The sequence below is a fragment of the Deltaproteobacteria bacterium genome, assembly GCA_016210045.1.
In the GTDB taxonomy this organism is placed as follows: Bacteria; UBA10199; UBA10199.
The window spans coordinates 50057-68756 of the sequence record JACQUX010000006.1; the positions used below are offsets into that span (position 1 = coordinate 50057).

The following is an 18700-nucleotide window of genomic DNA, read 5'->3' on the forward strand; positions in this document are numbered from 1 at the left end:
CTTTACGCCTCTGTAGCGGACGTTCATCCTGGACTACATCCGAAACACGCCGTATTGCGGGTCGGCGAACGGGGTGTTGAGACTCATCGAGATACCGAGTCCGAGCGCCATGCGCGTGTCGACCGGGTCGAGGATGCCGTCGTCCCAGAGGCGCGCAGTGCTGTACACGGCGCTGCTCTCCGTCGCATATTTGTCGAGGATCGGCTGCATGAAGGTCTGCGCCTCGGCCGATGACATTTTTGTGCCGCCCTGTTCTTCTTTGACCGTGAGTAACACGCGCGCGGCTTGTTCGCCGCCCATCACGGAAATCCGCGCGTTCGGCCACATCCAGAGTTGACGCGGTTGATACGCGCGCCCGCACATGCCGTAATTGCCGGCACCGTACGAGCCACCGATGATCACCGTGAACTTCGGCACCGTGCTGCAGGCCACGGCCGTGACCATTTTCGCGCCGTGTTTAGCGATCCCTTCGTTTTCGTACTGCTTCCCGACCATGAACCCGGTGATGTTCTGCAAAAAGAGAAGCGGCGTGCCGCGCTGATTGCACAGTTCGATAAAGTGCGTGACCTTTAACGCGCTCTCCGAAAACAGCACGCCGTTGTTGGCGACTATCCCGATCGGATATCCCATGATCCGCGCAAATCCGCAGACGACGGTGGGCGCAAACAGGGCTTTGAATTCGTGGAAGCGGCTGCCGTCGACCAAGCGCGCAAGAATTTCATGCACATCGACCGGTTTTTTCGGATCGGCCTCGATGATGCCGTAAATTTCCGCCGGGTCGTACAGCGGCGGCTCGGGCGGCACGATGTCGAGCGGCTGTTTTTGCGGCGCCGGCAACGTGGCAACGATGTCGCGCGTGATTTCGAGCGCATGCGCGTCGTCTTCGGCCAAGTGGTCGGTCACGCCGGAAGCGCGACAATGAACGTCGGCCCCGCCCAACGCTTCCGCCGTCACAACTTCGCCGGTCGCGGCCTGTACGAGCGGCGGACCCCCCAAAAAGATGGTGCCGTTTCCTTTGACGATGATCGATTCGTCGCACATCGCCGGCACATACGCGCCGCCGGCAGTGCAGGAACCGAGCACGACCGCAATTTGCGGGATGCGGCGGGCGGAGAGCTGCGCCTGGTTATAAAAGATGCGCCCGAAATGGTCGCGATCGGGAAAGACTTCGGCCTGCAACGGGAGAAAGGCCCCGCCGGAGTCGACCAGATAAATGCACGGGAGCCGATTTTCGAGCGCGATCTCTTGGGCGCGGAGATGTTTTTTCACCGTCAGTGGAAAATAGGTGCCGCCCTTCACGGTCGCGTCGTTCGCGACGAGCAGGACTTCGCGCCCGTGAATGGTGCCGACGCCGGTAATAATGCCGGCGCCGGGGATATCCGATTCATAGACCCCGTGCGCGGCTAATGCCGAAAATTCCAGAAACGGCGCGCTCACGTCGAGCACGCGATCGATCCGCTCGCGCGCCAACAACTTCCCGCGCGCGGTGTGGCGCTTGGCCGCGGCCGCACCGCCCCCCGCTCGCGCTCGCTCCGTCAGCGTTTGGACCAGTTGTCGCCGCACCTGATAGGCGCACAGATTCGCTTGAAAGCTCGCGGAGTGCGGATCGAGATGCGTTTCCAGAATCTCCATGCCGGGCCGTTTCTAGACCTCCGCGTTCCCCAGCGGCAAGGGAAAAGAGCGATCTTGGAGGCGGCCCACGGAAACGGGGGCGCGAGTCCTTATGCGGTAGAATTCCGCGCACGGGCAAGCTGCACTAATTTGCGCGCTAACTCGACATACTCTTGCTCGGAAATGCCGAAATAATCGTGGACACTGTTGTTCCGCGCGTCGATGCAATCGAGCCAACTTTCCAAATCGGTCACCAGCTTCAGCCGCGCCGCTTGCTTCAGCGCCATTTTCGGGGACGGCGCGTCCAGGCCTTGATCTTCCACCAACGCCTTCAGTTCCCGCCATTCGTACTCGATCAAGACCTCGAAGGCCTTCGTGACGGTGAGAAAATTCAGCGTCGACGTCGCGCGGTCGAACTGGCGCAACGCCGCCTCCAGATGTTTTAGCGCCTGTTGCCGCTTATTGATGTGCTTTACTGCCATACAGTACTCCTTGGAAATAGGTCCATGACGCCTGGTCGCCATCCAGGAAACGCACCTGATCCGCGATATTGCACAAGAACGTCGCAGGCGCTTGATGGAGATTCACGAGATCAACTTGCGGGACGGCAGTCTCGCTCCACTCTTCCGCGAGGCGTCGGAGACGCAGGAATTCCAGCCCGGTGATCGGTTCGGGAAAACGGATCACGCCCAGGTCCCAATCGGCATACTGCCGGACACGTTTTGTGGTCCGCGAACCGAACAACACCACGGCCAGACGGGAATCGCGCTGGAGCAACCGGGCGACGAGGGGGCGAATAGGATCAAGCGACCGATCCGCCGATCCGCCAGCGATCGGGATCATAAGGGCTTGAGGATCGACTTGCAGGTGATCCGCAATATTTTGAAACGACGCCGCAAGGACATTCTTCCCTGCCAGCAAATGGTGGAGCGTATTCCGATGCAACCCCGCACGCTTCGCAAATTCCGCCACCCCCCGGAACCCACGTTCGTGGAGACATTGCGCAAAGGCCCGCTTGTCGAGGATGTAGTGCATATAACCTGCGAGAATAATATGGGATTGCACCTATGCTGTCAATTTATTGTGCAGCATGCATCGTGATTTGACACCGATTCGCCCCCGCCGGACGTCACCCCTTCGCCTTGCCCAGCACGTCTTTGAGTTCAGTCAGAAATTCGTTCACGTCTTTGAAGGAACGGTAGACGGAGGCGAAGCGGACGTAGGCGACACCGTCGAGCTGGTGCAGGGCTTCCATGATTCGTTCACCGAGCGCAGTGCTGGGCAATTCGGCGGCGCCGCTTTCTTGGGCCCACTGAACGATCTCGTCGACGATGCGCGTTAGCGCTTCGACGCTCACTGGACGCTTTTCGCAGGCCTTTTGGATGCCGACGAAAATTTTCTGCCGATCGAACGGTTCGCGCCGCCCGTCTTTCTTCACCACGAGCGGCAGCGTCTCTTCGAGTTTTTCGTAAGTGGTAAAACGTTTCTCGCAGCGTTCGCACTCGCGCCGCCTTCGAATGCTTTCGCCATCGGTCGCGAGCCGCGAGTCGATCACTTTCGATTCTAAATTACCGCACGTCGGACATTTCATAAACAGGGAACCGCCCGCACAACTCCCGCACGTCGGCGCGAATGCGGGTGTGTCGCGCTTCGTCGGTCGGGTGCGTCAGTACGTCGGCCATCCATGCGGCGATTTGGGCCATTTCGGCAACGCCCATGCCGCGGCTAGTGACACACGGCGTACCGCACCGGATGCCGCTGGTGACGAACGGGGAACGCGTTTCGCGCGGGACGGTGTTTTTATTCACGGTAATCCCGGCGCGCCCTAACGCCGCTTCGGCGTCTTTGCCGGTCAGGTCGCGATCGGTGAGATCGACCAGACACAAATGCGTATCGGTCCCGCCGGTGACGATCCGAAAACCGTGCTGCATGAGTGCCGCCGCGAGCGCACGGCAATTCTCGATAATTTGCGCGGCGTACGACTTGAAATCTGGCGCCAACGCCTCGCCGAACGCCACGGCCTTCGCGGCGATGACATGCATTAACGGCCCGCCTTGCAATCCGGGGAAGATCGTCTTGTCGAGCGCTTTCGCAAATTCTTCTTGGCATAAAACCATGCCGCCGCGCGGGCCGCGCAACGTCTTGTGTGTGGTCGTGGTGACGAAATGGGCGTGAGGCACTGGCGTGGAATGGAGGCCGGCGGCGACCAGGCCGGCGGGATGGGAAATATCGGCGAGGAGTTTGGCACCGACGGAGTCGGCAATCTCGCGAAACGCCTGGAAGTCGATGTCGCGCGAATACGCGGTGGCGCCGGCGACGATTAGTGTCGGCCGATGTTGCCGCGCCAAATCGGCGACCGCCGAGTAATCGATTCGTTCCGTTTCTGCGTCGACGCCATAACTGACGACCTTATAGAGTTGCCCGGTAAAGTTGACCGGGGAACCATGGGTGAGATGGCCGCCATGGTTCAAGTTCATCCCCATGATCGTGTCACCGGGACGGCACGCGGTGAAATACACGGCCATGTTGGCCTGCGAGCCGGCATGGGGTTGCACGTTGGCATGCGCGGCGCCGAAGAGTTGCTTGGCGCGCTCGCGGGCCAAGTCTTCCGCGACGTCGACGAATTCACAGCCGCCGTAATACCGTTTGCCCGGATAGCCCTCGGCATATTTAATGGTGAGCGGCGAACCCAATGCCGCCAGCACGGCTGGACTGACGTAGTTTTCGGACGGGATCAGTTCCACGCCGTCTTCCAAACGCTGAATCTCTTGTTGAATCGCGCGATGGATCGCGGGATCGGATTCGGCCAGTGGGCGTCGGTTAAACATTCTAGCTCCTATCCTAACTTATGCACGCGGCGTTCGTGACGCCCGCCCGCAAACGGGGTTTGCAGCCACACCGTCAACAGGGACTCCGCCGTCGTGGGACCAGTCAAGCGTCCGCCGAAACAGGCCACGTTCGCATCGTTATGTTCCCGCGAAAGACGCGCGTCGTCGGGACTGCGCAACACGGCAGCTCGCACGCCGGCGGTGCGGTTGGCGGAGATACACATCCCGATCCCGCTCCCGCAGGCCAACACGCCGCGCTCAGCGGTGCCCTGCGCGAGGGCTTCCACGACCAGCTTCGCAAAATCGGGATAATCGACCGCGTCCTCGCTGTGTGTGCCGAGATCGGTGACGGTGTGCCCCGCGGCTTGCAACACACGCACGAGGTGCTGCTTGAGTGAAAAACCCGCGTGGTCGGCACCTATAGCAATATTCATGGAATCAGGTTTCGAGACGTGTGGCGATGTCCTCGATGAGTTCTTGCACGGTTTCGATGCCTTCCGCGTCCCCTTCGGAGATTTCGATTCCAAATTCTTCTTCCATCGCCATCACGAGTTCGACGATATCGAGCGAATCTGCGCCGAGATCTTCCTGAAAGGAGGACGACGGCAGGATTTCGTCTTCGGCGATCCCTAACTGTTCGGCGACGATCTCACGGACTCTGCGTTCGACGTTGGTGCCCGCCATATACCCCCACCTGGACGGCTATTCTTTGACCACTTCCCGCTTTTTGTAATGTCCACAACGCGGGCAGACCCGATGCGGCCGGCACGCCTCGCCGCATTGCGTACACGTATGCAACGCGGGCGCGCCCATCCGCATCCACGCAGCCTTCCGGGTGCGCGTACGCGCCTTACTGACTTTTCTCTTTGGCACTGCCATGGCGACGACTCCTATCTATAACGAGTTTTCAACCCCGGTATAGAAATCGCTCCACCTTGTCAAAAGGAAAGTATCCAGCGGGCATCAGCCGCCGCATTGGCAGGCGCCTTGATTCAAATCGACCCCACAGCGGGGACACAACCCTTTGCAATCCGGGGTGCAGAGGGTTTGCATCGGTTGGGCCAACACGACTTGCTCGCAAATGAGCCCTTCAAGGTCGATATGCCGTCCGTGATACAGACTGAAATTCAGGTCGTCGTCGGTCGGGTCCGAGGCCGTCTCTTCAACCGAGCCGGCGGGGGCCATGACCATGTGGATCGGAATCTGCTGGCTCACGGAAAATTCTCGCAGACAGCGATCACACGTGGCGTGGACCCGCATGAAGAGTCCGCCAATCATATCGACGTTGCGACCGAGTCGTACCACGTTCAACGTGAGGTGGACGTCGTCGTTCGGCAGAAAATGGTCATGGAGGGCCTGCTGCATCGCGCCGTGGAGCCAGGCGTGTTGCGTGGACCAGAGGTCGATCAGCAGCCCCTCTTCGGGGATTTCATCCACGAGCAGTTGGGGGTTCATACGCCGCTCCTTGCGATGGCCCTCTGTAGACTGAGGCACGCAACACTGTCAAATCGTTCGCAGTACTTTGACATTGCAGGATGAGTTCGATAAAGGGGATCGGCATAATACTGCGAGGGGGATATCCTATGCTCAGACACACGATGGTCGTTTTGGCCACGTCGCTCTTCATCGGCGGTTGCAGCAGCAATGCGACCGCGCCGGGAGAAACACTCGCGACGGTCGGCAGCCAACGGATCACGACGGGGGATCTCGCATTAATGACCAAATTCGGCACCCCGGAATTTCGGGCACGACTTTCGGCCCCCGGCGGGAAGAAACAAGTGGTGGAACAACTCGTCGACCGGGAACTCCTCTATCAACGTGGGATGGACCTCGGGCTCGCCGCGGATCCGGACGTAGCACGACAACTAGAATGGACCCGGCGCGCCACGATCGCGGAAGCCGTGGTGCGGACCGCGCTCGATGACGCCGCAAAGACGTATTACAATGCCCATCCGGAGGAATTTGCGGTCGTGGAATTACAACATCTCTTGATCCGTTTCGGCGGGACGCAGGCCGAACAACCACCCAAGCCGCCGCGCCTGAAAAACCCGGCGTTGGCCGTCGAAGCACCACGCGTAGAACGCGACGAAGCCGCGGCGATTGCGCTAGCCAATCAGTTGAAGTCGCGGATCCAAGCGGGAGAAGACTTCGCCAAGGTCGCCCAAGAGGTCTCGGAAGATGCGAATACGAAACGCGCCGGCGGCCGCATCGGGCCGGTGTGGCGGCAAGAACCGCGCTTGATGCGGCGCGGATGGGAGCCGGTGCTCGAAACCGCGTTTCAGTTGAAACCGGACGAGGTCGGCGGACCGATCAAGACCAAGGACGGGTATCACTTACTACTGGTCCGCGGACCCGCGCAGCAGCGTTCCTTCGAAGAAGCGCGGGAAGTGCTCCGCTTCCGCATTCAGAGCGACACGCGGCGCAAACTCATACAGGAATTAAAGGGGAAGACGAAAACGACGCTGTCGCTTCCGGAAGCGGACAAGGCGCCAGCCGGCCAACCGCAAATGTCGATGCCACCACATATGCAAGGCGCCGGCCCACACGACGCGGCGCACGCAACCCCTGCAGCGTCGCCAGCGCACGGCACGCCACCACTGGACCAACCGGCCTCAGCGCCACCACCATCACCCCATCCGTAACGCCAATCCACGTTTTTCCATCCAAGAGTTCAGACATCGGGACGCGGCGAAGTGGACACGGCCGCGACGTTCAGATACGAAACTGAACATTCGCCCGCACTTAGCGCCGCGTGTTTTTTGGCACGACTCCTGCAAAATTGTTTTCGCAACACGATTCACTGCAACGGAGGGTGTCCTATGCGCGCGTTCTCTTACCGGCACATAATCTGGTTCGTCATCGGGCTGTGTCTCATGGGACGCGCTGCAGCGGCCGGCGCGCTGCAAGTGCCACTGTTGCTGAATTACCAAGGCATGCTCACCGACGGCGGCGGAAACCCACTCCCGTCGGGCGCGACGCCGTTTCTCTTCCGCATCACCGACGCCGACGGGCGGGCATTGTACGAAGAGGCGCAAACGGTCGACGTGGTCCACGGCGTCGCCGCAACGTTGGTCGGCAACGGGACGGAACCGCAAACCGGCGCCGCACAAGGCGGTCTGCCACCGGAAATCCTGGCACCGGAGGCCCCGCGTTTTCTGGAAGTGTGGGTCAACAATGAACTCGTGGATACACCACTGGAGATTGTCTCGGTCCCGTACGCGTACTGGAGTGCGACCGCATTGCATGTCGCGGCCGGCAGTGTGGATGGCAACGCACTGGCGCCCGGCAGTGTGACGCTGCAACATTTGGCGGAACCGGTGCTGGGAGAACTCGCTACGGCGCTGGCACAAACCCCGGCGTTGCAAGCGCTGGGCGGTGCAGGCGTCGGCACGGCGAAGGCCGTCGCTGTGGACGGCAGCTTCGCCTACTCCGGGGCCAACACATTGCAAGAGGTGCTGCACGATCTGGATCGCGCGATCAAGGCACGTGAAGAAAAGAATCTCAACAAGACCGGCGATTCGGTCAGTGGTCCGCTGACATTTGTCGGCGACAGCGGCGCGGCGACGCTGACGCTCGACGCGACCAGCGGCGACATGACCTCGACTGGCGACGTGGTGGCCGGAGGCGGAGTGAGCCTGGCCGGCGGCAAAGTCACGGTCGACGCGGCGAGCGGCACGATGACGTTCACGGCAGGCGCGCGGCTCACCGGGCTACCACCCGCACAGCAGGAGAGTGACGCGGCAACGTGGCTGGATGTAAAAACGGCGAAGAGCGCCATCGTCGGCACCGACGGACTGCTGAATTTCGCCGATGTGCAAGACCAACTTCCGCTTTCAAAATTACAGATCGAGACCTTCGCCGCGTGGGATCAAGACGCTAGCAACGACCTCACGGTTGCGTCGGCCGCTGGCGGCGACCTGGGCGGTCCGTTCGGCAATCTGCAACTCGGCGCGGGCGTGGTGGGCACGGTGGAGTTGAGCAGCGGTGCAGTCACCGCGGCGAAGCTGGCGGATGGCGCGGTCGGCACGGCTGCGCTCGCCAACAGCGCCGTCACTGCGCCGAAACTCGCTGCCGGGGCAGTAACAAGTGCCGCATTGGCGGAAGGGTCCGTGACCAGCGCAGCGCTGGCGGACAATACAGTCAGCAGTGTGGATATCGCCGACGGCACGATCACTGGGAACGACATCAGTGACGGCACACTTACCGGCGCCGATTTAGCGAGCGACAGTATCACGAGCGTGCAGATCGCTCCCGGGGCGTTGAGCGGCCTCGATCTCGCGGACAACAGCGTCAGCAGCGCGGATATCGTGGATGGGACGATCGGAACCGCCGACTTGGCCAACGGCGCCGTGACCGGCGCCAAAGTGGCGGATGGCGGGCTCACGGGGGCGGATATCGCGGACAACAGTCTCGGCAGCGCCGACATCGCCGATGGGTCGGTCACGAGCAGCGATTTGCAGAACAACAGCGTCGCCGGCAACAAGGTCATCGACGAATCGCTCACCGGGTTCGACCTCGCGAATGGGACGATCACCGGCGCCGACATCGGGGATGGGAGTGTGACCGGGATCGATATCGCGAATGGCACGTTGACGGGCAATCACATCATTACGAATTCGTTGAATGGCACGGATATCGAGGATGGCACACTCGGTGGAGTCGACATCATGGATGGATCGTTAACCGGAGTCGACCTCGCCGACAGCACACTGGGCCCGGAGAAGCTGAACTTCCCGATTGTCACACCGGAGCAACTGACCAACACGAGCACATCGTTAGCGGCGACGCCGAGTGTCGCCAAGGCGTGGATCAAAGTGGGTCTGCAGGCGAATGGAAGCTACGAGATCCATTCATCGTACAATGTCGAGGGCGTCACGTACGTCCACGACATAACTGTCGACAATCCGACGCTCTTCGGCATCAACTGCTTCCGCATCACGTGGGATGCACCTTTTAAAGATGGACAATACCCCATCCTTATTACGAGCGAGGAGGACAACATCGGCCTCCGTTACAAGTTAGACAAAAACTATATCGATATCCCAGTGAATATCTTCGGAAACAATCTCAGTTGGATCCATGTCGTCGCGTTTGGATCATAAATCGGAGAGGAGCCCGCAATGCAGAAAATCATCGTCACATTCTTCACGTTTTGCTGCACACTCGGCGTAGCCTTGCCGCTGACGGCGAAGCCGTATCGCATTTACTGCCATCCCGACGGCGTGAGTATCGAGTATCGCATCGACGAGCAATATACCGATGAAAATGCGACGATCAGCACGACGCCCTGGTTTCTGCTGGATGATACCGAGTTGCCTGCACACGACTACAGTGAACAACTCCGCTGCCAGGGCCGGCAACTCGTCGCCGATCGCACGATCATCCCGGCGTGGGCCACGCAGCGACAACAGGCCGACGCGGCTACTGCGGAACTGGATGCGGAATTGGCCAAGTCGGAACCGGACGTCGTCACGGTGTTGCGCTTGCAACGCGCGTTGGAAAAAATGCGTACGCGCATACGCGAATGATCACACCTTCTACTTTACGGCCGCCCACTCCAGATGACTCCCGACGGCGATCAAGTATTTACGCAAGAAACCCGCGGGGACTTCGAGCACATAACGATACGCACTTTGCGGCGTCAGCGGTTTTTCGGAGAGCGGTTTAGTTTCCGGCAAGATATCGACAATCGTCCCGGCCTCGTCCACGAACAACAAGTCTAACGAAAGTGGTGTATTCTTCATCCAAAAGCTGATTTCCGTCGTCTGTGGAAATATGAACCACATCCCGTGCCCATCCGCCAACTCGCGCCGCCCCATCAGTCCGCGCTCCCGCTCCGCCTCAGTGGCCGCCACTTCGGCCTCGACGACGATCGGCTTGCCTCCCGGCGCTTGCAGCGTCACGGTCACAACGCGCGGTGCCGGGGCCGCCATGACGGCCGGCGCCGCGGGCGCTGACGCGGTAGTAGTCGCCTGCGCCGCCATCGCGCCGGCGCGGCGTTGCAGTTCCAGCGCCACGCCGAGCTCGCCGAGTTCCGCATAGGCCTCGGCCTTTTGCGCTAACGCGCGCGTGGCCAACGGATGGGCGGGAAATTCAGTCAGCAGTTGGTCGTAATAACGGATCGCCGCTTGCGGATTCCCGGAGAGGAAAAACGTCTCGCCCATATCGAACAGTGCGCCCGTCCGGACGACCGGCAACAATTTCGTGTCGTTCAGCAGACGCTCGAATTCGAACCGCGCTTGGGGAAAGAGGCGTTGCTTCATGTAGAGAGTGCCGATCCGGTGGCGCAACTGATCCCGTTCCGGATAGGCGGGGAAATATTGGAGCAGGAATTCCAACGCTTCCACTGCGCCGGTGTAATCCGCACCCTCCTCCGCCATTTCGGCCAGCCGCAGATACGCCGTCATCGCGGCCGGCTGCAACGGCCACTGGGTGCTGATTCGCCGATAGGCGGCCGCCGCCTCGGTGCGCCGTTGCAGATGAAACCGATTCACATCGCCGATCCGCAACAAGACATCTGCACCTTTGGGATTCTTTGGAAATCGCTCCAAGACGAGATCGTAACTGCGCAGCGCGGCTTCGTACTGCTGTGTCCCCCGCAATTCATCCGCGGCCGCAATCGCGCGATCGATCCGCGGCCGACAGCCCACCGCAAACAGGAGCACCACCAGGCAACACCATCCCAACACGCTGCGCGGGACCGCTCGCATGCCCTACTCAATCCCCACGGGCTCTTCATCCGGCTCCGCCAGCTTCGCCGCCGACGCGACTTCTTCGCCTTCGCCCATCGTGACCAATCGCACGCCTTGCGTATTCCGCCCCTGCAACGAGATCTCGCGAATCCGCGTTCGCAAGATCGTGCCGGCGGTGCTTACGAACATGATGTCGTCGGTATCGTTGACTTGCAGCACCGCCATCACCGGGCCGTTCCGCTCCGTAGTCTTGAGCGTAATCACGCCGCGTCCGCCACGCCGCTGCACTGGATATTCGTCGAGCGGCGTGCGCTTGCCGAAACCTTTGGCCGCCACGGTCAACAGCGTCGCCTTCTCTTGCAGCACTTCCATACTCACGACTTGATCGCCTTCATCCATACGCACACCGAACACCCCGACCGTTCCGCGCGCCATCGACCGCACGCCCGACTCGGGGAACCGGATCGCCATTCCTTGTCGCGTGCTGAGTAGAATGTCCTGCGTCCCGTTGGTCAAGCGCGCCGCAATCAGGCGATCGCCGGATTCCACCTTGGCCCCGATAATCCCGCCCGGACGCGGATTGCTGTATTCGGTCAGCGCCGTCTTTTTGACGATCCCGTTCGCCGTCGCCACCATCACGAAGGTCCCGGCATGGAATTCGCGAATCGGTAACACCGCCGCGACGTAATCGTCCGACGGCATGCGGATCAGATTCGTGATCGACTTGCCCTTCGCCGTGCGCCCGATCTGCGGAATTTCATGGACCTTGAGCCAATAGAGCCGCCCTTGTCCCGAAAAAATGAGCAAATAACTGTGCGTGGAGGCGATAAACAAATCTTTGACGAAGTCTTCATCGCCGGTCGTCATACCGAGTTTCCCGTGCCCGCCGCGCCGCTGCGCCCGATAGATACTGATCGGACTCCGCTTAATGTAGCCGCGATGGGAAATGGTGACGACCATGTCCTCTTCTTGGATCAGGTCTTCGATCGTCAGATCGCCCGTGGCCTCTTGGATCTCGCTGCGCCGTTCGTCGCCGAATCGTTCCCGCAAATCTTTCAATTCGGTCTCGATGATCGCATAGACGAGTCGCTCGTCGGCCAAGATCGCCTTCAAGTGCTTGATCAACGCGACAACTTCTTCATATTCGGCGATGATCTTGTCGCGTTCCAGACCGGTCAGCCGTTGCAGGCGCATCTCGAGAATCGCTTGCGCTTGCCGCTCGCTCAAGCCGTATTTCTTCATCAAGCCTTCGCGCGCGATCTCCGGCGACTTCGATTTTTTGATCAGTTCAATGACCGCATCGATATGTTCGAGCGCGATTTTGAGGCCTTCGAGGATATGGGCCCGCGCCTCCGCCTCGCGTAGTTCGAACACAGTCCGGCGCACCACCACTTCTTTCCGGTGATCGACGAACTGCTGCAGCATCTCGCGCAAATTCAGCACGCGCGGTTGATTATTGACGATCGACAGCATGATCACGCCGAACGACGTTTCCATCGCGGTATGGGCGTAGAGTTGGTTCAGCACCACGCCCGCGACCGCACCGCGCTTGAGTTCCACGACGATCCGCATCCCATCGCGATCCGATTCGTCGCGGATGTCGGAGACGCCGTCCATTTTTCCGTCTTGCACCAGATCGGCGATCCGCTCGATCAGCCGCGCCTTGTTCACTTGAAATGGAATTTCCGTCACGACGATTTGTTCACGATCGCCACGTGCGATCGGTTCGATCATCGCCTTCGCACGTAACCGCACACTCCCGCGCCCGGTTTCATATGCCTCGCGAATCCCTTGGCGGCCGAAAATGAAGGCCCCGGTCGGAAAGTCGGGCCCCGGGATCAAGCGCATCAGCTCCGCGACCGTGCTGTCCGGTTTTTTGATGAGCGCCAGCAACGCATCGACCACTTCACGTAAATTGTGCGGCGGAATTTTCGTGGCCATGCCGACCGCGATGCCATCGGACCCGTTTAGCAGCAGATTCGGCACGCGTGACGGCAACACGATCGGTTCTTCCAACGACGCGTCGAAGTTGGCTTGGAAGTCGACCGTTTCTTTATCGATGTCGGCGAGCAGCTCCTCCGCCAATTTAGTCAGACGACATTCCGTGTATCGATACGCTGCGGCGGAGTCGCCGTCGACCGAGCCGAAATTACCTTGGCCTTCGATCAGCGGATAGCGCATGTTCCATTCCTGCGCCATGCGGACCAACGCGTCGTACACCGCCATATCACCGTGGGGATGGAATTTTTTCAACACTTCACCGACGACACCGGCGCATTTGCTGAAACGCTTCGACGCGAGCAACCCCTCGCGATACATGGCGTAGAGGATGCGGCGATGCACCGGCTTCAACCCGTCGCGCACATCGGGAATCGCGCGCCCGATGATCACGCTCATCGCGTAGTCGAGATACGATCCGCGCATTTCTTCTTCGATATTCACTGCAATCACTTCGGCGGACTGGACCATAGAGTGCTGCCCCCTGTCTGTAAGCTCATCGCAATTGGCGCGGAACTATGCCGTGTCGGCCGATGAGGGTCAAATGGAAATCCTGTTGTCCGCGCACGCGCACGCATAGATGGGGCCGGGAAAATGCGCGGACAGCAGATTTCCAATTGACAATGGTTTGCGGGCTAGTGTATCCCGCCGAGCGTATTCACAATACAAATCTCGTCGGGAAAGGGGGTGACCACCATGACGAAAGCAGAACTCGTTGCAAACATCGCGAAGGAGTGCAAACTCTCAAAAGCGGAGAGTGAACGGTATCTGAACGCCGCGATCAACAATCTTGCCAAGTGTCTCAAGAAGAAAGACAAGATTACCCTCACCGGATTTGGCACGTTCTATGTCGCCAAGCGCCGCGCGCGCAAGGGGCGCAATCCCCAGACCGGAGCGGAGATCACGATCAAGGCCGGACATGTACCAAAGTTCAAACCCGGCAAGCAGTTGAAGGAGTGGGTGTCATAAATTGGTCGTTGTCAAAGACCTGGAAAAGGCAATGATGCGTAGCGCATCGTTGCCTTTTTCATTGGTGGGGCTCCATGATTGACTCGCATTGCCACACTGCTGGGAAGGAGTTCGATGCCGATCGCGACGCGGTGCTCGCGCGCGCATGGCAGGCGGGGCTCACGCAACTCATCGTGATCGGCGCGGGCGATGGCTTGGAAGGCAATGCCGGCGCGTGCGCGCTGGCCGACCGCGAACCGCGCGTCATGGCCACCGTCGGCATCCACCCCCACGACGCCGCGCTCTACACGGCAGACACCCTCGACACCATCCGCGTCCTCGCCCGCACCCGCCGCGTCGTCGCGATCGGCGAGATCGGCCTCGACTATCATTACACGCACGCCCCGGCCGCCACGCAACAGGGAGCGTTCCGCGCCCAACTCGCGCTCGCCGCCGAACTGAACCTCCCGGTCGCCATCCACACCCGCGAGGCCGATACGGACATCCTGACCATCCTCCGCGACACCACGCCACGACCGCACGGCGTGATCCACTGCTTCACCGGCACGCTCGCGTTCGCGCAGCAATGCCTCGACCTCGGCTTCTACCTCTCCATTCCCGGCGTCCTCACGTTCAAAAAATCCGACACCTTGCGCGACACCATCCGCCAACTCCCACCCGACCGCCTACTCATCGAAACCGACAGCCCCTACCTCGCCCCCGTCCCCTACCGCGGCAAACGCAACGAGCCCGCCTATATCGTCGAGACCCTCAACACCCTTGCCCCGCTGCTCAACCTCTCCCCCGACGCCTGCGCCCAGCTCACCACCGCCAACACCCGCCGCTGCTTCAACCTCCCCACACCAACTGTTAACTACTAAGTCTTCGTCCGCCCAGCAGGCCATGCTGTTGGTCGATAGACGAACCGACGGAGAATCAAGATATTGTAGTGTTGACTGGTGTGCGACGGGGCTACGCGGACGCGATGGGACATCAGTCGAGCTCACGGGCCGGCGGTCTCCCAGGGGCTCTCGCAGCCGTTTTCTCCTTGCGTAATGTAAAGACGAAAACGGCGAGGGTGAGCGGCGCTTCGCCTCGATGGCGAAGCGACCGCGTACCCTGGGAGACCGCCGGCCCGCGAGCTCGGCCCCGTCTACAAGCAAGCACAGGCTCAAAAAATGAATTACGGCACTTTCGGCTTCGTGACTTCGATGTATTGCATCCGCAGTGTGTAGAGCAACTCTTCGAGCAACCCCGCCTCTTCCGTCGTCAGATTCCCCTTCGTCTTCTCTTGCAACATCCCCAACAGATCGATCGTTTGCCGCGCCGCGCCGAGGTCTTTGGTCGTCAGATTGGTCTGCGGATTTGGAATCAACCCCAGCGCCACTTGCGTGGAGCCGGCCAACGAGAGACAGAAATGGCCGAAACTGAGTTGTTGCAGCGAACCGCGCGGCGCGCCACCAGTCTCGGTCTTGGGCGCACTCGTCTCCGCAGCAGGCGTTTGCGGCGGAGGCGGCGGAACCGGCGCGGCTTCCGCAACCGTTTCCTCCACGGTGCGCGGCGCCCCACTCTCGTCGAACGCGCGGCGATCGACCACTTTCAAGCCAGCATCTTTTTCGTCATGGTTCATAGCAGAGGCCCATAGCGAGTTGCGCCGTGCATTGTCAACCCGCGTTCCCAATCGCAGTCCGCAATCGTCGCGCCAACGCCGTGCCGAGCGCTGCGGCCTGCGCCGCCGAACCAACCTCCGTCTCGCGGCACATCCGCTGTCCGTCGGCCATCGCCAGAAAGGCCTGCAGTCGAATCGCATCCCCATCCCACGTCGCCAATCCGGCCAACGGCGTATGGCAATCGCCTTCGATCTCCGCCAACAACGCCCGCTCCGCCGCCACCAACACTGCCTCGCGCGGATCGTGGCAGGCCTGGCGAACCGTCGTTGTCGCCGCCGCATCATCCGGCCGCACCGTAACCGCCAACACGCCTTGCCCAATCGCCGGGATCATGATTTCCAACGGCAACCGCACGGCATGGGCCGGCACCAACCCCAACCGCCGCACGCCCGCCTCCGCCAACACGGTCCCGTCCAACGTCCCATCGGTCACGTGCTGCAACCGCGTTCCGACATTGCCGCGCAATTCGACAACCTGCAAATCGGGACGCCACGCGGACAATTGCCACCGCCGTCGCGGCGAACTCGTTCCGATCCGCGCGCCGCGCGGTAACGCCGCCAACGGCCACGGTTCGCGCAACACCAGCAGATCCCACGGCGACTCGCGCGTGGAAATCGCCCCCAAAGCCACGCCCTCTGCCAAGATCCCCGGCACATCTTTGAGGCTATGAATCGCGCAATCAATGGTGCCGGCCAACAACGCGGCGTCGAGTTCCTTGACGAACAGCCCTTTTCCGCCATGCAGATGCAGCGGCCCCTGCACACGATCCCCGCTCGTTTGCATCGGCACTAACAGTGGCTCCACATCCGCACAGCGCTCCCGCACGCGCGCACACAGCCACTCCGCTTGCCAGAGGGCCAGCGGTGAACGGCGCGTTCCGATCCGTAATACGGATGCGCTAGCTGTTGGCGGCTTGGGCACTGCCCGATCCCGTCTTAGTGGTCCGCTCGATCACGCCGAGCAACAGCGCCACGAGGCGCGGCTCCATTGCCTGAATGGCCTTCAGGACCTCGCCGTGATGCATACCACCCGGATGAAGATCCGCGGCGAGATTAGTAATGCAGGACACTCCGAGCACGGACATACGATGAAAGCTTGCGACGATCACTTCCGGCACCGTCGACATCCCGGCGGCATCGGCCCCCATTTGGCGAAACGCGCGGATCTCCGCGGGCGTCTCGTAGCTAGGTCCGGTCGTAGCGACATACACCCCTTCATGCAATTCAATCTGCTGTTGCTTCGCGACTTCATACGCGTGTTGCATCAGCGCCTTCGAATAGGCCCCGGTCATATCGACAAACTGTTGCTTCGATTGGATCGCCACGCCACGCAGCGGATTGTCGCCGAGGAAATTGATATGATCGCGGATCAGCATGAGATCACCGGGCGCAAATCCCGGATTGATCCCACCCGCCGCATTCACTACTAACAACGTCTTCGCGCCGAACACATGCAACGCATGAATCGGAAACGTCGCCTCTTGGAGCGAGTAGCCTTCGTAGTAATGTACACGCCCCACGCTCACGGACAGCGGGACCTCTTTGTACTTCCCGAACACGATCTGGCCTTTGTGCCCTTCGGCTCGGGAGAGCGGGAAATTCGGGATCTGCGCGGTATCGAGCGTGCGCGTGTCGGTCAACGCATCCAGGAATTGAGTCAGTCCGCCGGAGAGAATCACGTGGACACTCGGCGGCGTGCCGATCTCTTTTTTCAAGAAATCCACCGCCTGCTTGAGGCGCTCATTCCAATTCGCGACAAAACTGGGTGTCTCCACGTCGCCTCCTTGCGCAATAAACTTAAGGTCCGTACTGCGAATGCGCGCCCCCTTAACGCGGACCGCCGGCGATCTCAATAAAAAAACACACGCCCCACCCGCTAACCCCTTGGCCAACCACTGTTTTCCTTAAAGACAGCGCCCCGCAGGGTTACTCGAGCTCCCTCCAAGCCGCACAGCGGCGTTGAGGGGGAGGCTCCAGTGGCTTTGCCACTGGAGGGGAAAGCGATGACCGAGTCCGGGAACCCACCGAAGGTGGGTGGACGAGGAAATACCCGCAGGCGTGAGCCGGAGGGTACGCGAGCCCCTGTAACGTCCACGCAACTTGAGCCCCCCAGCCCCCCGATACAATATACAGTAGACCTCGATAGAGGCTACTGACCAACCCCCTTGAGCCCCGGGACGCTAGTGTCCCGGGGCTTGTTTTTTGGGAAATGCAGTCGTGGAAATCGAAAAGACAGGCGCGACACTAACCGACTAACTCCAGCGCAGAGACGATGACTTGTTGGATGGCGGCGCATTCGGCGTCGCTCATTTGGACGCAGCATTTGGACGATTCGAGATACATCGTTGCGGCGTCGTATTGGTGTTCCGTAAATCCGGCACCGGCCACGACTTCCATCACAAACTGACACGGCTCGCCGTTGGCCAAGCGCCACGGTCCTTCGATATGCACGCCCAGTCGCGGCGCTCCGCTGATCCCGAGATGCGCCAGCTCCGCCGGGTTCAACTCCCGCGCCGAGATCAAGATATTGCCATGCGTCGTCGGCACGACACGACCGCCGGGGGAAGACTGCTGCACGATGTGGGCTAAGACCTGCGTGAACGTCAGACAATGACCCGCAAACTCAATCATGACGCCGTTATTTTAGCCGAGCGGCCATCATGGCGTCAAAGCGCGATTTATCGCTCAAACCGGCCCGCAAAAACGGCAACGGATCAAGCGGTTGCCCGGCATAGTGCAACTCAAAATGGAGGTGCGGACCGGTCACCAACCCCGTCGCGCCGACCCGCCCAATCAGTTCGCCCGCCCCCACCGCCGCCCCCCGCCGGACCACGGCCGCCCGCAAATGTGCATACCGAGAGTGCCATCCGAACCCATGATCCAATTCAATCGTCACTCCATATCCCCGCCGCCACCCGGCAAACCGCACCGTGCCTGCCTGTGCCGCCACTACC

General features: G+C 60.7%; 21 protein-coding genes. 5 read left to right on the top strand and 16 right to left on the bottom strand.

Translation table 11 applies throughout. The annotated features are described in order from the left end of the window. Positions 1–33: 33 nt before the first annotated feature. From HY696_01635 to HY696_01675, 9 genes are all read right to left on the bottom strand, one after another. On the bottom strand, positions 34–1632 hold the full coding sequence (locus HY696_01635) for a methylcrotonoyl-CoA carboxylase (protein ID MBI4237103.1): 1599 nt from the start codon (positions 1630–1632) through the stop codon (positions 34–36). An 89-nt stretch (positions 1633–1721) separates the two neighbouring features. Beyond that, complete coding sequence (locus tag HY696_01640; protein ID MBI4237104.1) at positions 1722–2093, bottom strand: nucleotidyltransferase substrate binding protein; 372 nt, start codon at positions 2091–2093, stop codon at positions 1722–1724. After that, on the bottom strand, positions 2071–2646 hold the full coding sequence (locus tag HY696_01645; protein ID MBI4237105.1) for a helix-turn-helix domain-containing protein: 576 nt from the start codon (positions 2644–2646) through the stop codon (positions 2071–2073). The genes HY696_01640 and HY696_01645 overlap by 23 nt, the downstream gene beginning before the upstream one ends. Before the next feature lie 94 nt (positions 2647–2740). After that, positions 2741–3202 (bottom strand): transcriptional repressor NrdR, encoded by a 462-nt coding sequence (nrdR, locus tag HY696_01650; protein MBI4237106.1) that lies wholly within the window; start codon positions 3200–3202, stop codon positions 2741–2743. Then, on the bottom strand, positions 3180–4439 hold the full coding sequence (locus HY696_01655; protein MBI4237107.1) for a serine hydroxymethyltransferase: 1260 nt from the start codon (positions 4437–4439) through the stop codon (positions 3180–3182). The genes nrdR and HY696_01655 overlap by 23 nt, the downstream gene beginning before the upstream one ends. A gap of 8 nt (positions 4440–4447) precedes the next feature. Then, a complete protein-coding gene (gene rpiB / locus HY696_01660; GenBank protein MBI4237108.1) occupies positions 4448–4873 on the bottom strand; it encodes a ribose 5-phosphate isomerase B in 426 nt (141 codons plus the stop codon). Between the two features lie 4 nt (positions 4874–4877). After that, entirely contained in the window at positions 4878–5123 is a 246-nt protein-coding gene (acpP, locus tag HY696_01665) for an acyl carrier protein (GenBank protein ID MBI4237109.1), read from the bottom strand. Positions 5124–5141: 18 nt separating this feature from the next. After that, positions 5142–5318, bottom strand: coding sequence for a 50S ribosomal protein L32 (gene rpmF, locus HY696_01670; protein MBI4237110.1), 177 nt, complete (start codon positions 5316–5318; stop codon positions 5142–5144). Between the two features lie 84 nt (positions 5319–5402). Further along, positions 5403–5894 carry a DUF177 domain-containing protein gene (locus HY696_01675; protein MBI4237111.1) on the bottom strand — a complete coding sequence of 164 codons (492 nt, stop codon included), beginning with the start codon at positions 5892–5894 and terminating at the stop codon, positions 5403–5405. A gap of 128 nt (positions 5895–6022) precedes the next feature. Here HY696_01675 and HY696_01680 point away from each other — a divergent pair, with 128 nt between their 5' ends. From HY696_01680 to HY696_01690, 3 genes are all read left to right on the top strand, one after another. Beyond that, complete coding sequence (locus tag HY696_01680; protein ID MBI4237112.1) at positions 6023–7081, top strand: peptidylprolyl isomerase; 1059 nt, start codon at positions 6023–6025, stop codon at positions 7079–7081. Positions 7082–7258: 177 nt separating this feature from the next. After that, positions 7259–9541 (top strand): pentapeptide repeat-containing protein, encoded by a 2283-nt coding sequence (locus HY696_01685; protein MBI4237113.1) that lies wholly within the window; start codon positions 7259–7261, stop codon positions 9539–9541. An 18-nt stretch (positions 9542–9559) separates the two neighbouring features. Next, positions 9560–9967 carry a hypothetical protein gene (locus tag HY696_01690; protein MBI4237114.1) on the top strand — a complete coding sequence of 136 codons (408 nt, stop codon included), beginning with the start codon at positions 9560–9562 and terminating at the stop codon, positions 9965–9967. A gap of 9 nt (positions 9968–9976) precedes the next feature. Here the strand turns inward: HY696_01690 and HY696_01695 are convergent, their stop codons facing one another. Continuing rightward, positions 9977–11149 carry a DUF192 domain-containing protein gene (locus HY696_01695; protein MBI4237115.1) on the bottom strand — a complete coding sequence of 391 codons (1173 nt, stop codon included), beginning with the start codon at positions 11147–11149 and terminating at the stop codon, positions 9977–9979. A 3-nt stretch (positions 11150–11152) separates the two neighbouring features. Continuing rightward, positions 11153–13600, bottom strand: coding sequence for a DNA gyrase subunit A (gene gyrA / locus HY696_01700; GenBank protein ID MBI4237116.1), 2448 nt, complete (start codon positions 13598–13600; stop codon positions 11153–11155). Between the two features lie 225 nt (positions 13601–13825). Between gyrA and HY696_01705 the strand changes: the two genes are divergently transcribed. Then, a complete protein-coding gene (locus HY696_01705) occupies positions 13826–14098 on the top strand; it encodes an HU family DNA-binding protein (protein ID MBI4237117.1) in 273 nt (90 codons plus the stop codon). Between the two features lie 74 nt (positions 14099–14172). Further along, positions 14173–14958, top strand: coding sequence for a TatD family hydrolase (locus HY696_01710; GenBank protein ID MBI4237118.1), 786 nt, complete (start codon positions 14173–14175; stop codon positions 14956–14958). Between the two features lie 302 nt (positions 14959–15260). Here HY696_01710 and HY696_01715 read toward each other — a convergent pair whose 3' ends face one another. The 5 genes from HY696_01715 to HY696_01735 form a co-directional block, all read right to left on the bottom strand. After that, positions 15261–15707 (bottom strand): DUF1844 domain-containing protein, encoded by a 447-nt coding sequence (locus tag HY696_01715; protein ID MBI4237119.1) that lies wholly within the window; start codon positions 15705–15707, stop codon positions 15261–15263. Between the two features lie 34 nt (positions 15708–15741). Beyond that, positions 15742–16668, bottom strand: coding sequence for a hydroxymethylbilane synthase (gene hemC / locus HY696_01720; protein ID MBI4237120.1), 927 nt, complete (start codon positions 16666–16668; stop codon positions 15742–15744). Further along, positions 16646–17521, bottom strand: a complete 876-nt coding sequence (locus HY696_01725; GenBank protein ID MBI4237121.1) for a purine-nucleoside phosphorylase — start codon at positions 17519–17521, stop codon at positions 16646–16648. The genes hemC and HY696_01725 overlap by 23 nt, the downstream gene beginning before the upstream one ends. 469 nt (positions 17522–17990) lie before the next feature. Continuing rightward, positions 17991–18377: a hypothetical protein gene (locus HY696_01730; protein ID MBI4237122.1), complete on the bottom strand. Its 387-nt coding sequence runs from the start codon at positions 18375–18377 to the stop codon at positions 17991–17993. Between the two features lie 7 nt (positions 18378–18384). Further along, a partial coding sequence (locus tag HY696_01735; GenBank protein MBI4237123.1) for a M23 family metallopeptidase occupies positions 18385–18700 on the bottom strand: 316 nt, incomplete at its 5' end.

Bases quoted from the DNA above. Each gene is read 5' to 3' on its own strand.
- HY696_01635 (MBI4237103.1), bottom strand. From the start codon at position 1,632: ATGGAGATTCTGGAAACGCATCTCGATCCGCACTCCGCGAGCTTTCAA.
- HY696_01640 (MBI4237104.1), bottom strand. From the start codon at position 2,093: ATGGCAGTAAAGCACATCAATAAGCGGCAACAGGCGCTAAAACATCTG.
- HY696_01645 (MBI4237105.1), bottom strand. From the start codon at position 2,646: ATGCACTACATCCTCGACAAGCGGGCCTTTGCGCAATGTCTCCACGAA.
- nrdR (MBI4237106.1), bottom strand. From the start codon at position 3,202: ATGAAATGTCCGACGTGCGGTAATTTAGAATCGAAAGTGATCGACTCG.
- HY696_01655 (MBI4237107.1), bottom strand. From the start codon at position 4,439: ATGTTTAACCGACGCCCACTGGCCGAATCCGATCCCGCGATCCATCGC.
- rpiB (MBI4237108.1), bottom strand. From the start codon at position 4,873: ATGAATATTGCTATAGGTGCCGACCACGCGGGTTTTTCACTCAAGCAG.
- acpP (MBI4237109.1), bottom strand. From the start codon at position 5,123: ATGGCGGGCACCAACGTCGAACGCAGAGTCCGTGAGATCGTCGCCGAA.
- rpmF (MBI4237110.1), bottom strand. From the start codon at position 5,318: ATGGCAGTGCCAAAGAGAAAAGTCAGTAAGGCGCGTACGCGCACCCGG.
- HY696_01675 (MBI4237111.1), bottom strand. From the start codon at position 5,894: ATGAACCCCCAACTGCTCGTGGATGAAATCCCCGAAGAGGGGCTGCTG.
- HY696_01680 (MBI4237112.1), top strand. From the start codon at position 6,023: ATGCTCAGACACACGATGGTCGTTTTGGCCACGTCGCTCTTCATCGGC.
- HY696_01685 (MBI4237113.1), top strand. From the start codon at position 7,259: ATGCGCGCGTTCTCTTACCGGCACATAATCTGGTTCGTCATCGGGCTG.
- HY696_01690 (MBI4237114.1), top strand. From the start codon at position 9,560: ATGCAGAAAATCATCGTCACATTCTTCACGTTTTGCTGCACACTCGGC.
- HY696_01695 (MBI4237115.1), bottom strand. From the start codon at position 11,149: ATGCGAGCGGTCCCGCGCAGCGTGTTGGGATGGTGTTGCCTGGTGGTG.
- gyrA (MBI4237116.1), bottom strand. From the start codon at position 13,600: ATGGTCCAGTCCGCCGAAGTGATTGCAGTGAATATCGAAGAAGAAATG.
- HY696_01705 (MBI4237117.1), top strand. From the start codon at position 13,826: ATGACGAAAGCAGAACTCGTTGCAAACATCGCGAAGGAGTGCAAACTC.
- HY696_01710 (MBI4237118.1), top strand. From the start codon at position 14,173: ATGATTGACTCGCATTGCCACACTGCTGGGAAGGAGTTCGATGCCGAT.
- HY696_01715 (MBI4237119.1), bottom strand. From the start codon at position 15,707: ATGAACCATGACGAAAAAGATGCTGGCTTGAAAGTGGTCGATCGCCGC.
- HY696_01730 (MBI4237122.1), bottom strand. From the start codon at position 18,377: ATGATTGAGTTTGCGGGTCATTGTCTGACGTTCACGCAGGTCTTAGCC.